Origin of the sequence: Paenibacillus soyae (assembly GCF_024623455.1) — a bacterium.
Taxonomy (GTDB): domain Bacteria; phylum Bacillota; class Bacilli; order Paenibacillales; family Paenibacillaceae; genus Pristimantibacillus; species Pristimantibacillus soyae.
The window spans coordinates 133,917-147,350 of record NZ_JANIPJ010000002.1 but is presented as its reverse complement, the minus strand read 5'-3'; the positions used below and the strand labels follow the sequence as shown (position 1 = coordinate 147,350).

Genomic DNA, 13,434 nt, shown 5'->3' with positions numbered 1-13,434 from the left:
AAGTGAAGGAGGAATTGCCATGGTTTTTTGGATATCCATAATCATAATCGCGTGTTTCGTGGCTTGGGGAGCGATCATGCCTTCGCAATTGGCGGATATGGCGAGTTATGTGTTCGATCTCATGATTCAGAAGATGGGTTGGTTCTACCTGCTGACCATGTTCGGTATCCTGGTATTTGCGTTCACGCTGGCCTTCGGCAAATACGGATCGATCAAGCTCGGTGATGACGATGACGAGCCGGAATATGCGCTTTTCCCGTGGTTTGCCATGTTGTTCAGCACGGGAATGGGGATCGGGTTAGTGTTTTGGGGCGTTGCAGAACCGCTGTCCCATTACTTATCGCCTCCGGAGAGCGTAGTCGGAGGCACGCCGGAAGCAGCTCGCATCGCCTTGCGTTATTCTTTTTTTCATTGGGGGCTGCACCCATGGGCGATCTATACGATCGTAGGGTTAATTCTGGCGTATCATCAATTCCGCAAAGGAAGGAAAGGGTTGATCAGCTCGACGTTCTATCCGCTGCTTGGCGAGAGGGTGAATGGTCCGATCGGCAAAAGCATTGATATCTTGGCTATCATCGCTACGGCATTCGGAGTCGCCACATCGCTTGGTTTGGGAGCTCTTCAGATCAACGGGGGGCTTAACGCCATGTTCGGATTGCCCCTATCCGCTGCGTCGCAGATGTGGATCATCGTAATCGTGACCTTCTTGTTTATGGCCTCCACGCTTTCGGGGCTGGATAAGGGAATCAAACTGCTTAGCACAACCAATTTATATATTGCTTTTCTGCTGCTCCTGTTTGTGTTTTTAGTAGGGCCCACTTCGTTTATTATGGATTCGCTCACCAATACCTTCGGGTCCTACGTGCAAAACCTGATTGGGATGAGCTTACGGCTTACCCCTTTCTCTCAAAGCAAATGGATAGGCAATTGGACGTTATTTTATTGGGCATGGTGGATCGCATGGGCGCCGTTCGTAGGCACATTTATCGCCCGGGTTTCAAGAGGAAGGACCATTAAAGAATTTGTTTTGGGGGTTCTAATCGTCCCCAGCATTTTGGGATTCGTATGGTTTTCCGTCTTCGGCGGGACGGCGCTAAATATGGAGCTGATGAAGCACGTGCCGCTTGCCGCGGCGGCGGAGCGGGATGTAACCACGGTGCTATTCCTCATGCTGGGCGAGCTGCCGGTCGGCCAAGTCGCTTCGGGGATCGCCACGGTTTTAATCGTCGTCTTTTTTGTGACCTCCGCGGACTCCGCCACGTTCGTGCTCGGCATGCTGTCTCAGGATGGGAGTCAAAATCCGAGAGCCTTAGTCAAGCTGACTTGGGGCGTGCTTCAATCGACAGTCGCTATCGTTCTGCTGATCAGCGGGGGATTAAACGGATTGCAAACCGCGTCCATCGTGACGTCGCTCCCGTTTGCGGCCATTATCATCGGCATGTGCGTAGCGCTGCTTCGTAATTTGCAGGAGGAAGATCGAATAAGGCGGCTCAAAGAAAGAAAAAGAAGGAAGAAGCTTGACGAGCTCATCGAGGACATGTAGTGTCGCCTAAAAATATCCGAAGGCTTGACGTTAGCCTCGATTTTCCTATATGATGTAAAAGAACTTGCATGATAAAGGGGAAATTTTGATGTTTGCCGGTGTTCTTAACTCTTAAATTGGATATGATCAGCACGAATGTCCAGCCTTGCGGCGCCATTTTCGAAAAGATGGATGCAGCCGAGGTTTATTTCGTGATCTGATGCCAAGAGTTGAGAACATGAGGATTTCCGCCTGCATGCATTAGGATGAGGCCCAATCACCGTGCTCCCATAGCACGGTTTTTTTATGCTTTTTTTACTGCTGCGTTGACGAGACGAGCGGAGGAAGAGCATGGGGTTTTATTTTGCGATAAGCAGGAACGGAACGCGCCCGCGTTTTCGTTCCTGCTTTTTTTTTATCCAAAAGGAGGCTGACAAGCGAAATGAACGAACAAACTTTAACGAAGCTGGAATACGACCGGATCAAACGAATGACCGTCGACATGACGGTATCGCCTGCGGGACGCGAGCTTGCGGAAGAAATGAGACCCAGCACATCACATGGACAAATTACGGCATGGCTGCGCGAGGCGCATGAAGCTTCCGAGCTTCTCGGAAGCGGTGCAAGCATTCCGTTATCTCCGATGGATGGTATCGACGTCTTTATGGCGCTGCTCGGGAAAGGGAAGATCTATACGGAAGGAGAGCTCGACGCGGTCGCCGTCTGGTTAACATCCGTAGCCCAAATGAAAAAATATATGAGGAGCAAAATTCATATCGCTCCCACGATCGGTTCCTACGCGGAATCGATGGATGAATGCAAGCCGCTCCGCGAGGAACTGGCGAGGTGCATCCGATACGGAAGGCTGACGGACGAGTCGAGCGCCGACCTGGCATATATAAGGCGGCAAATGTATGCGATGGAAGATAAGATCGCCAAGAAGATGGATCAGGCCTTGAGCAAATACAAAAGCGCGCTGCAGGAGTCTATTGTGAGCAAGCGAAGCGGGCGGTTCGTCATCGCCGTGAAGCGGGAGCTCAGGAAGCAGGTGCCGGGAACGGTTCTGGACGAATCGTCGAGCGGCCAGACGTTGTTCGTTGAACCTAACGATATAGCCGAGCTGCAGCAGGAGCTTTCCGAATGGCGGGCAGCCGAAGAACGGGAGCGTTCCGTCGTGCTTGCCCAGCTATCCCATCTGGCGGAAGGATATGCCATACCGCTTACTACTAATGTACAGGCGATGGCGGCATTCGATTTTATTATGGCCCGCGGCAAGCTTGCCAGAAGCATGAGCGGCCGGCTGATCGAGATTAGCCCGGAGCCGGTAATCGTGCTCAAAGGCGCCCGGCATCCGCTTCTAGGTCCGTCGAGCGTGCCGCTTGACGTAGAGCTTGGCCTCGGCTGGAAGCAGTTGATTATTACAGGGCCGAATACCGGCGGCAAAACCGCTTCGCTCAAAACGATGGGTCTGCTTGCGCTGATGACCCAGTCCGGATTGCTGATTCCCGCGGAGCAAGGAAGCCGGATGGGCATCTTCCGCCATGTCATCGCCGATGTCGGCGACGGTCAGAGCTTGGAGCAGTCGCTCAGCACGTTCTCATCCCACATTGCCGTCCTGAAGCAGATGTTCGATCATGCGGACTCCGCCAGCCTGCTGCTTCTGGACGAAATGGCAGCCGGAACCGATCCGTCCGAAGGAATAGCCCTTTCGATCGCGGTGCTGGAGAGACTGCTTGAGCGGGGGGCGTTGGTAGCCGCGACGACCCATTTTAACGAAATCAAATCGTTCGCCTCGCGAACGCCGGGATGTCAGAACGGCAGAATGGCGTTCGATCCCGAGACGCTGCTGCCCTTGTACCGGTTGGAAATCGGAGAGGCGGGAGACAGCCACGCGTTCGCGATCGCGAGAAGGTTCGGTCTGCCCGAAGCTGTGATGACGAGAGCGGAGACGCTGCTTCGGTCGAGGGGCGTCCCGGAATCGGGAGCGTACCCTGCGGCAGTGGAGCTATCGGCACCGAGCATGGCTCCGGTGAAGACCGAGCAGCCTAAGGGAGACGAACGGGCCAGCGATTCGCCAGCCAAGAAAGGCCAGGGAATACCGTTCCAAAAAGGAGATGCCGTATGGATCTATCCGTTGAAACGGGCGGGAGTCGTCTATCGCCCCGCGGACGAGAGGGGAAATGTGGTCGTTCAGGTGAAGGGGGAGAAGCTGACGTTTAACCGGAAGAGGCTCAAGCTGTATATCGCCAAATCGGAGCTTTATCCGGGAGAAACGTACGACCTTGATATCGTCTTCGAATCGAAGGCGAACCGGAAGGCTCGTCATTCGATGAGCCGCAAGCACGTCGAAGGGCTCGAAATCGTGATCCCGTCAGACGAGGAGGGAGCGGTGGATTAATCCCGGCTTTGGATGACGAGCAGCTTGCCCTCGCGAAGCGCGACGATGCCTTCCTCTCCAATCAAGACGTTGCTGATCCCTAGCGACTGTCCGATCGTTAATGTCGCCTCGTGGAGAGGGTACCGGAAGCCCTTTAGCGTGATGCCGGTCACCCTCTCCGTAAGAGGAAGCAGCGACAGCTGAGGATGATCCTGCATGTGTACGACGGATGTCGCCGAAACGATGCGGACCTGATTGTGCTCGTCTACAATCTGCGCGGGAATGCCGTGCTCATCGGCTAAAGCAAGCAAATGCACGTTGGCCAGGGAGTGGTCGAAGCGGGTCCCCAGAGCCCCCATCAAGAGGAGCTCGGCCGGCTTCATGTCAAGTGCCAGCCGGAAGGCCATCTCGGTATCGGTATAGTCTTTGTCGATCGGATCGCATGCGATCGTTTGTTTGCTTCGAGCGCGAATGGACGCCATTTCGCTTTCGGTTACCGAATCGAAATCGCCGATGGCGATGTCGGGCGAATATCCATTCTCGATCAGGAAGCGAGCGCCGCTGTCCGCCCCGATCAAAGTGTCATCGGCTCGAAGATGCGCCAGCGCCCAATCGCCCAGCGTTCCTCCGGCGAAGATCACGATCCGTTGCAGCATGGTAAATAATTCTCCTTTCCGAAATGCGCATAGTTCGTCTAACAGTATATCGTGAACCGGACTATCCGACAATGAAGGCGAAAATTGTCGTTGCGTGACGAGGGAAGCGGATATAAAATGAGAAGGAATGCACGGGTACCGCGTGCACAATGGACGGGAAGCGGGGAATAGAGGGCTGTGGGTATGGACATCTTCAACGTGTTCAGCATCATTGGCACGATCGCGTTTGCGGTGAGCGGAGCGATCGTGGCCATGGAGGAAGAGTATGACATATTGGGCGTATACGTCCTGGGTCTCGTCACGGCGTTCGGGGGAGGCGTCGTCCGGAATTTATTGATCGGATTACCCGTAACGACGCTCTGGAGCCAGGGCTATCTGCTCAAAATCGCGATCATCTCGATGACTATCGCCTTCGTGCTTCCGATACGCTGGATTCTACGGTGGCGGAGAAGCGAGGCGTTCTTCGACGCGATAGGTCTTGCGGCGTTTGCGATCCAGGGAGCGCTGTACGCCACGCAAATGAAGCACCCGCTCAGCGCCGTGCTTGTCGCGGCCATGCTGACGGGCATCGGCGGCGGTATTATACGGGACGTGCTTGCCGGGCGCAAGCCGCTTGTGCTGAAAGATGAGATTTACGCCGTATGGGCGATGCTGGCGGGACTGGCCATCGGTTTAGGCTGGTTCCAATCGACGGTTGAGTTATTAATTCTATTCGTGATTATAATAACGTTCCGGATGCTATCCGTTTATTACAAATGGAAGCTTCCAAGACGCTCGCTTCGCGGAGCGTTCGCCGCATCGGACCATGCGGCGGCCGCCCGCAAGCAAAAAATAAACAAAGAGGATGAATGAGGATGCAAGCGTCGGTACGCGTATTATTTGTATGCTTGGGCAATATTTGCAGATCCCCCATGGCTGAAGCCGTGATGCGGCATCTCGTGGAGAGAGAGCGGCTGCCGTTCCGGATTGACGTAGACTCCGCGGGAACGGGCGACTGGCATCTCGGGCATCCGCCCCACGAAGGCACGCGCAAGGTGCTGGACGAGCACGGGGTGTCTTATGAGGGAATGAAGGCTAGACTTGTGCAGTCCGCCGATTACGAACAGTTTGAATATATCGTTTGCATGGACCATAAGAATCTGAGGGACGTCCGAGAGATTTTCGGTCATAAAGCCGACGGGGCGAGGCTGTTTGCCTTCATGGACCTGCTGCCGGACCGCGGCGTTCAAGATGTGCCCGATCCTTATTACGAGGGCAATTTCGATTACGTGTACGAGCTGGTAGAAGCGGGCTGCAGAGCTCTGCTGGAGCAAATAAAGGCCGACACGGCGAGGGGTTAGTCCCTCCCGTGCCGGCCTTTTTTGCCCTGTCATTCGACTTATTCGACTTATTCGACTTCGATGAAATAGCGAAGCGCCTGCGGAATTTCCTGCTGCCAGAAGCCCCATTGATGCTTGCCATCCTTCTCCTCGTAGAAGATGACGGCGTCTTTATGCTCCAGCAGAGCGCGGGTATTGCGGTTGAGCGCTATAAAGTCGTAAACGCCGCGGTCGGTCTCGTACGCGTCCTCCTGCAGCCCGACGATCATATAGATCGACAGCCAGCTGAGATCGTAGCAGTTGCCGACGATGCTCTGCGAGCTGGCGTAAAACGCTCCGGAGAGCGACATGACCCGCGTGAATAGCTCCGGGTACGAGATCGCGAGATGCAGGGACACCGTGCCTCCGAGCGAATCCCCAGCCAGCAGGCGGTGCTCCGGATCGCGCCTCACCGGATATTTGCTTTCGATATAAGGGAGCAGCTCTTCGGCAAAAAAACGCAAGTAGGCTTCGTGCCTGGAGCCGTCCGGCGCATATTCCTCCGTCCGAACCTTCTTGTCCACGTCCACGCCGACTATAATGAACGGCTCCAAGCCCTCGTCCAGGATGAGCTTCGTCGCCGTCGTCGCCACGCGTCCGAAATTGAAGAAGTCTTCGCCGTCCTGGCAATAGACGACCGGATAGCTAAGCAATTCATTGTAGCCCGGCGGGAGGAAAATGCGCAGGCTCCGGCTTCCTTCGGGCAAATAGCGGCTTGCTACGGTTTCTTTCAGAATGGTTCGTTTCAAATATCGTTCGTCTGTCATCGCGATAACTCCTTGTCGTCATTGAATGGAATGCTGCCGTTGTGGGTAAACAATAGTAAGGTAAAAGGTAAAGAAGGGAAAAGAGACGCTATTAACGTTGTTGTATTATGCTGTTATAGTTCATTTCCGACTCTGTAGCATATACAATTTCTTAATAGAATGTGTGGAATCGGCGAAAAAACAACGGTTTTTTTGTTTTTTGCTTTGACCATTTTCGTTAAACAGGTTTATAATAATTCTATAACAGAGGTACCCGATTTTCAAATATTTCGATTGAGGTGAACGTTCAAAATGAGCAAATTGCCATACGAAGTTCAAACGGAACCGGTCACGCCGCTATCTGTATTGTCACTCGATGGGGACGTAATTAACCCGGACTTGATGCCGGATTTGACGGATGAACAGCTGAAAGAAATTATGTACCGCATGGTATTCACGCGCACTTGGGACGAGCGTGCCGTCAACCTGGGCCGTCAAGGCCGCCTCGGCTTCTACGCGCCAGTATCCGGCCAAGAAGCATCGATGGTAGGAAGCGAATACGCGCTGAACAAAGACGACTTTATTTGCCCGGGCTACCGCGACATGCCGCAGCTCGTATGGCACGGCTTGCCGCTGTACCAGGCATTCCTATATTCCCGCGGTCATCAGCACGGCGGACAAATTCCGGAAGACGTGCACGTTCTTATGCCGCAAATTATTATCGGCGCCCAAATTTTGCACGCGACAGGCGTTGCCATGGCGTTCAAGAAGAAAGGCGAGAAGCGCGTCGCGATTACTTACACGGGCGACGGCGGTTCGTCGGAAGGCGATTTCTACGAAGGCTTGAACTTTGCGGGCATTTACAAGCTGCCTGCCATTTATGTCGTTCAGAACAACGGCTATGCCATCACGACTCCGTTCGCCAAGCAAACGGCGGCACAGTCCGTAGCCCATAAAGCTGTCGCAGCCGGCATCAAAGGCGTGCAAGTTGACGGCATGGACGTTCTTGCGGTTATTAAAGCGGTTCAGGAGGCGGCAGAGCGCGGACGCAGCGGCGAAGGCGCGACGCTGATCGAGATGCTGACCTACCGTTTCCGTCCGCACTCGATGTCGGATGACACGACAAAATACCGTACGAAGGACGAAGAAACGGAATGGGCTCCGAAGGATCCGCTTATCCGCTTCGGCAAGTTCCTGGAGAAGAAAGGCCTTTGGACGGAAGAGGATACGAACCGCGTGAAGGAAGAAGCGAAAGCGACCGTTAACGAACATATCAAGAAAGCGGAAGCAGTAGAGAAAATGACTGTCGCCGGCTTGATCGACACGATGTTCGAAACAACGCCAAAATACCTCGAAGAACAAAAAGCCGATTTCCAATAGAAGGGGAGGACGAAACGATCATGGCTCAAATGAATATGCTTGAAGCGATTCGCGACGCGATGCGCGTCGAACTAAAACGCGACCCGAACGTGCTCATCTTCGGTGAGGACGCAGGTAAGGTCGGCGGTGTATTCCGCGTAACGGAAGGTTTGCAGGAGGAGTTCGGGGAAGAGCGCGTATTCGATACGCCGCTCGCGGAATCCGCTATCGCCGGTATGGCTGTCGGCATGGGCTTGCAAGGCTTCCGTCCGATTGCTGAAATTCAATTCGTTGGCTTCATCTTTGAAGCGCTTGACCAAATGTTCGTGCAGGCGGCGCGCATGCGTTTCCGTTCCGGCGGACGCTACAACTCGCCGATCGTATTCCGCACGCCGTTCGGCGGCGGCGTCAAAGCGGCAGAGCTTCACACGGATTCCCTGGAAGGTCTCGCGGTCCAAACGCCTGGTATCAAAGTCGTTATCCCATCCAATCCATACGACGCCAAAGGCCTCATGATCTCCGCGATCCGCGACAACGATCCTGTCTTCTTCATGGAGCACTTGAACCTGTATCGCGCGTTCAAAGCGGATGTTCCGGAAGGCGAATACACCATCGAGATCGGCAAAGCGAACGTTGTCCGCGAAGGCAGCGACGTAACGATCATCGCTTACGGCATGATGGTGCATACGGCAGTGAAAGCGGCCGACGAGCTTGAGAAGCAAGGCATCAAAGCGGAAGTCATCGACCTTCGTTCCCTTGTTCCGCTCGATATCGACACGATCGTCGCTTCCATCCAGAAGACGAACCGCGCGATCGTCGTGCAAGAAGCTCAGAAAACTTCCGGCGTGGCAGCGGAAGTGATTGCGCAAATCAACGAGAAAGCCATTCTGCACCTCGAAGCGCCAGTGCTGCGCGTTGCGGGCCCGGATACCGTATATCCATTTGCCCAAATCGAAGACGCATGGCTGCCAACGCCGGCGCGCATCGTAGCTGCCGCACAGAAAGTCATTAACTTCTAAATCAGAAATTACCCTATGAACGGATTTTTAAAGGAGGTTACCATCGGTGGCTAGATTCGAATACCGATTCCCGGAGCTGGGCGAAGGCTTGCACGAGGGCGAAATTATCAAAGTGCTGGTTCAGCCAGGTCAGGCCGTGACGGATGACGATATTATTATGGAAGTGCAGAACGATAAGGCTATCGTGGAAGTACCTTGTCCGGTGAACGGCAAAGTGCTGGAAGTATTGGTGAAGGACGGTCAGGTATGCCATGTCGGCGAGCTTGTCGCCGTCATCGAAGCGGAAGGCGACGTTCCGGAGCAAGCGGCTCCAGCCGCGTCGGAAGCTCCGAAGCAAGAACAAGCGGCTCCTGCTCCGGCGAGCGCTCCTGCTCAAGCGGCAGCGCCTGCTGCGGCTCCTGCGCCGCAAGCAACGAACGCGCAAGTGCTTGCCACGCCAAGCGTGCGCAAATACGCCCGCGAGAAAGGCGTAGACCTGACGCAAGTGGCCGGCACCGGCAAGAACGGCCGCATCACGCGCGAAGACGTGAACGGCTTCGGCGGCGCTGCCTCGGCGGCTGCGGCTGCTCCTGCAGCTTCTGAAGCTGCGCAAGAACAAGCGGCAGCACCTGCAAAAGCGGAAGCCAAAGCACCTGCGGCATCCGGAACGGCTTATCGTCCAGAAGAGCGCGTGCCGTTCAAAGGTATCCGCAAAGCGATCGCGAACGCGATGGTCAAATCGGTTTACACGGCTCCGCACGTTACGATCATGGACGAAGTAGACGTAACCGAGTTGGTTGCGCTCCGCGCGAAATATAAGCCTTACGCAGAGAAGAAAGGCTCCAAGCTGACTTACCTGCCGTTCATCGTGAAGGCTTTGGTTGCGGCTTGCCGCCAGTTCCCGATCATGAACTCCACGCTGGATGAGGCGAACCAAGAGATCGTGTACCGCAAGTACTATAACATCGGTATCGCGACGGATACGGACAATGGTCTGATCGTTCCCGTTATCGAAGACGCAGACCGCAAAAATATCTTTATGGTTGCCGACACCATTCGCGATCTGGCAGCCCGCGGCCGCGACGGCAAGCTGGCGCCGAACGAGCTGAAAGGCAGCACGATTTCGATCTCCAACATCGGATCTGCAGGCGGCATGTTCTTCACGCCGGTCATCAACTTCCCTGAAGTGGCGATCCTCGGAACGGGCCGCATCTCGGAGAAGCCAGTCGTGCGGAACGGCGAGATTGTTGCCGCTCCTGTCATGGCGCTGTCGCTGAGCTTCGACCACCGTCTGATCGACGGCGCAACAGCTCAAAACTTTATGAACTACATCAAACAGCTTCTGGCGCAGCCTGAACTGTTCATAATGGAGGTTTAACACATGGTAGTAGGAGATCCTTCCTTAGATATTGATACGCTAGTCATCGGCGCGGGTCCAGGCGGTTACGTTGCCGCCATCCGCGCGGCACAGCTGGGACAAAGCGTCCTGGTCGTCGAGAAAGAGCATGTGGGCGGCGTTTGCTTGAACGTAGGCTGTATTCCTTCCAAAGCGCTGATCTCTGCGGCTCACCAATATGAGTCCGTCAGCCACGCTTCCGACTTCGGTATCGAAGTCGGCGAAGCGAAGGTGAACTTTAACAAGGTGCAGGAATTTAAAAACGGCATCGTCAAGAAGCTGACTGGCGGCGTAGCTTCGCTTCTGAAGGCTAACAAAATTCAATATTTCCATGGCGAAGTGATGTTCATCAACGAGAACGAAGCGCGCGTATTCAACGACCAAGAAGCGCCTCGTTACCGCTTCAAAAACTGCATCATCGCTACAGGCTCCCGTCCGATCGAGCTGAAGGCGTTCCCTTATGGCGGACGCATCGTGTCGTCGACCGGCGCGTTGTCGCTGCCTGAAATTCCGAAGAGCCTTGTTGTAATCGGCGGCGGTTACATCGGTATCGAGCTCGGCCAAATGTACTCCAAGTTCGGCACCAAAGTAACCGTAATCGAAGGCTCCGACTCGATCCTTCCTGGCTTCGACAAAGATATGTCGCAGATCGTCGCGAAGAAGCTGAAAGGCAAAAACGTCGACATCGTAACCGGCGCCCAAGCGAAGAGCGCGGAGCAAACGGATAAAGACGTAACGGTCACTTACACAGTAGGCGACAAAGAAGAGAAAGTAACGGCGGACTACCTGCTCGTAACGGTCGGCCGTCGTCCGAACACGGACGGCGAGCTGGGCCTGGATCTGATCGGCGTGAAAACGACCGACCGCGGTCTCGTGGAAGTCGATCAGCAATGCCGCACCAGCATTCCGCACATCTTCGCGATCGGCGACATCATCGCAGGTCCTGCGCTTGCTCATAAAGCGATGTACGAAGGCCGCGTTGCAGCCGAAGTCATCTCCGGTCTGCCTAGCGTCATCGATTACAAATGCGTTCCAGCCGTCTGCTTCTCCGATCCGGAGTGCGCTAGCGTTGGCCTCAGCGAGAAGGAAGCGAAGGAGCAAGGCCATAACGTTAAAGTCGGCAAGTTCCCATTCGCGATCAACGGACGCGCCATGTCGCTTAACGCGAACGAAGGTTTCGTGAAGCTTGTAGCCGATGCGGACTCCGGTCTCGTTCTTGGCGCGCACATCGTCGGTCTGGAAGCATCCAACATGATCGCCGAGCTTGCTCTTGCGATCGAGATGGGCGCTACGCTTGAGGATATCGCGCTTACGATTCACGCGCATCCGACTCTGGGCGAGATCGTTTTGGACGCGGCAGAGGTTGCCCTGGGCCATCCGATCCACACATTTGTTAAATAAAGACCCTATATAACGCATCTTCATGAGAGAGGTCACGCGGATTCATACAGCCGCGGGGCCTCTTTGCGCATATATATGAACAAATATAGTAGTTAGACATTCGAAAGGCGGCGGAAATCCATGCATGAACAAGAAACCAAGCGGGCAAACGAATCCAGGACGTTAATGACGCAATTGATATTTCCGCTCGACACGAATCATTACGATACGATGTTCGGCGGGAAGCTGATGGAATACATGGATAAGGTGGCGGCCATCGCCGCGATGCGCCATGCCCGCAAGCGAGTTGTGACGGCGTCGACCGACAGCTTGGATTTTTTGGCCCCGATCCGCATCGGCGACGTCATCGAAGTCGAAGCGTTCGTATCGTGGACGAGTCGAAGCTCGATGGAAATCTACGTTTCGGTGACAAGGGAGCATCTATATAGCGGCGAGCGGGAAGTGACGGTAACGGCCTTCTTCACGTTTGTGGGGCTCGACGAACAGGGCAAGCCAGCGCCTGTGCCTGCCGTCGTTCCGGAAACCGAATTCGAGAGACAGCTGTACGACAACGCGCCGGAGCGTCATGCCCTTCGAAAAAAACGGAAGCAAGACAGACTGGGCAACTAAGCCTATCAGGTGATATAATAAGAGTTATTTTGTTCGAAACGAGGGGGGACAAGCATGAGCACCAGTGAAATGGCTTATCTGCAGATGCTGCGTCACGTCCTGGAGAATGGCGTGCGGAAGGATGACCGAACGGGAACGGGAACGATTTCCGTATTCGGTTATCAAATGAGATTCCCATTGAACGAGGGCTTCCCGCTCTTGACGACTAAGCGCGTTCCTTTCAAGCTGGTCGCCAGCGAGCTTCTATGGTTTATGAAAGGCGACACCAACATCCGTTATTTGCTGCAAAACAACAATAATATCTGGAATGAGTGGGCCTTCAAGAGGTTTGTCGAAAGCGAGGATTATAAGGGTCCCGATATGACGAATTTCGGGCTTCGTTCGCAGACGGATTCCGCCTTCGCGGACGAATACGAACGGCAGATGTCTCAATTCAAGGAACGGATTTTGTCCGATGAAGGATTTGCGGCGCAATATGGAGAGCTTGGCGACGTGTACGGCAAGCAGTGGCGGGCATGGAAGACGACGCAAGGAGATACGATCGATCAGTTGAAGGATGTGATCGATACAATCAAGCGAAACCCGGATTCAAGGAGACTCATCGTGTCGGCTTGGAATCCGGAGGACGTGCCAAGCATGGCGCTGCCGCCTTGTCACACGTTGTTTCAATTCTACGTGTCGGAAGGCAAGCTGAGCTGTCAGCTCTACCAACGCAGCGCGGATATATTCCTGGGCGTGCCGTTCAACATCGCGAGCTATGCGCTTCTGACCCATCTAATCGCGCACGAATGCGGTCTGGAGGTCGGCGATTTCGTCCACGCGTTCGGCGATGCCCATATTTATTCCAACCATCTGGAGCAGATCGAAATTCAGCTCTCGCGCGAGCCCCGTCCATTGCCGACGCTAACGCTGAACCCGGACAAGCGGTCCGCGTTCGAGTTCGAGCTGTCCGATCTCGCCATCGCAAATTACGACCCTCACCCGGCGATCAAAGCGCCGGTTGCGGTGTAGG

The 13,434-nt window shown here is 54.7% G+C and carries 12 protein-coding genes; 10 read left to right on the top strand and 2 right to left on the bottom strand.

Going from position 1 to position 13,434, the window contains the following annotated elements:
- The first annotated feature begins 19 nt into the window (after positions 1-19).
- Together NQZ67_RS03165 and NQZ67_RS03160 are read left to right on the top strand one after the other, a co-directional pair.
- On the top strand, positions 20-1,543 hold the full coding sequence (locus NQZ67_RS03165; protein ID WP_257442696.1) for a glycine betaine uptake BCCT transporter: 1,524 nt from the start codon (positions 20-22) through the stop codon (positions 1,541-1,543).
- Between the two features lie 421 nt (positions 1,544-1,964).
- Positions 1,965-3,920, top strand: coding sequence for an endonuclease MutS2 (locus NQZ67_RS03160; RefSeq protein ID WP_257442694.1), 1,956 nt, complete (start codon positions 1,965-1,967; stop codon positions 3,918-3,920).
- On the opposite strand, the gene NQZ67_RS03155 is transcribed toward NQZ67_RS03160, so the two are convergent.
- Positions 3,917-4,555: a thiamine diphosphokinase gene (locus NQZ67_RS03155; RefSeq protein WP_257442692.1), complete on the bottom strand. Its 639-nt coding sequence runs from the start codon at positions 4,553-4,555 to the stop codon at positions 3,917-3,919. The genes NQZ67_RS03160 and NQZ67_RS03155 overlap by 4 nt on opposite strands.
- 183 nt (positions 4,556-4,738) lie before the next feature.
- Between NQZ67_RS03155 and NQZ67_RS03150 the strand changes: the two genes are divergently transcribed.
- Together NQZ67_RS03150 and NQZ67_RS03145 are read left to right on the top strand one after the other, a co-directional pair.
- Complete coding sequence (locus NQZ67_RS03150) at positions 4,739-5,407, top strand: trimeric intracellular cation channel family protein (protein WP_257442691.1); 669 nt, start codon at positions 4,739-4,741, stop codon at positions 5,405-5,407.
- Positions 5,408-5,409: 2 nt separating this feature from the next.
- Positions 5,410-5,895 carry a low molecular weight protein-tyrosine-phosphatase gene (locus NQZ67_RS03145; protein ID WP_257442689.1) on the top strand — a complete coding sequence of 162 codons (486 nt, stop codon included), beginning with the start codon at positions 5,410-5,412 and terminating at the stop codon, positions 5,893-5,895.
- A gap of 47 nt (positions 5,896-5,942) precedes the next feature.
- On the opposite strand, the gene NQZ67_RS03140 is transcribed toward NQZ67_RS03145, so the two are convergent.
- Positions 5,943-6,680, bottom strand: coding sequence for an alpha/beta hydrolase (locus tag NQZ67_RS03140; protein WP_257442686.1), 738 nt, complete (start codon positions 6,678-6,680; stop codon positions 5,943-5,945).
- Between the two features lie 291 nt (positions 6,681-6,971).
- On the opposite strand from NQZ67_RS03140, the gene pdhA reads away from it, so the two are divergent.
- The 6 genes from pdhA (at position 6,972) to NQZ67_RS03110 (ending at position 13,433) form a co-directional block, all read left to right on the top strand.
- The gene (pdhA, locus tag NQZ67_RS03135) at positions 6,972-8,039 is read left to right on the top strand and encodes a pyruvate dehydrogenase (acetyl-transferring) E1 component subunit alpha (RefSeq protein WP_257442683.1); all 1,068 of its coding nucleotides are present in this window, start codon (positions 6,972-6,974) and stop codon (positions 8,037-8,039) included.
- Between the two features lie 20 nt (positions 8,040-8,059).
- Positions 8,060-9,037, top strand: a complete 978-nt coding sequence (locus NQZ67_RS03130; protein WP_257442680.1) for an alpha-ketoacid dehydrogenase subunit beta — start codon at positions 8,060-8,062, stop codon at positions 9,035-9,037.
- A 46-nt stretch (positions 9,038-9,083) separates the two neighbouring features.
- The gene (locus NQZ67_RS03125; protein ID WP_257442678.1) at positions 9,084-10,394 is read left to right on the top strand and encodes a dihydrolipoamide acetyltransferase family protein; all 1,311 of its coding nucleotides are present in this window, start codon (positions 9,084-9,086) and stop codon (positions 10,392-10,394) included.
- Between the two features lie 3 nt (positions 10,395-10,397).
- The gene (lpdA, locus tag NQZ67_RS03120) at positions 10,398-11,813 is read left to right on the top strand and encodes a dihydrolipoyl dehydrogenase (protein WP_257442677.1); all 1,416 of its coding nucleotides are present in this window, start codon (positions 10,398-10,400) and stop codon (positions 11,811-11,813) included.
- A gap of 120 nt (positions 11,814-11,933) precedes the next feature.
- Complete coding sequence (locus NQZ67_RS03115) at positions 11,934-12,422, top strand: acyl-CoA thioesterase (RefSeq protein ID WP_257442673.1); 489 nt, start codon at positions 11,934-11,936, stop codon at positions 12,420-12,422.
- A gap of 54 nt (positions 12,423-12,476) precedes the next feature.
- Positions 12,477-13,433, top strand: coding sequence for a thymidylate synthase (locus NQZ67_RS03110; RefSeq protein ID WP_257442670.1), 957 nt, complete (start codon positions 12,477-12,479; stop codon positions 13,431-13,433).
- Position 13,434 lies beyond the last annotated feature (1 nt).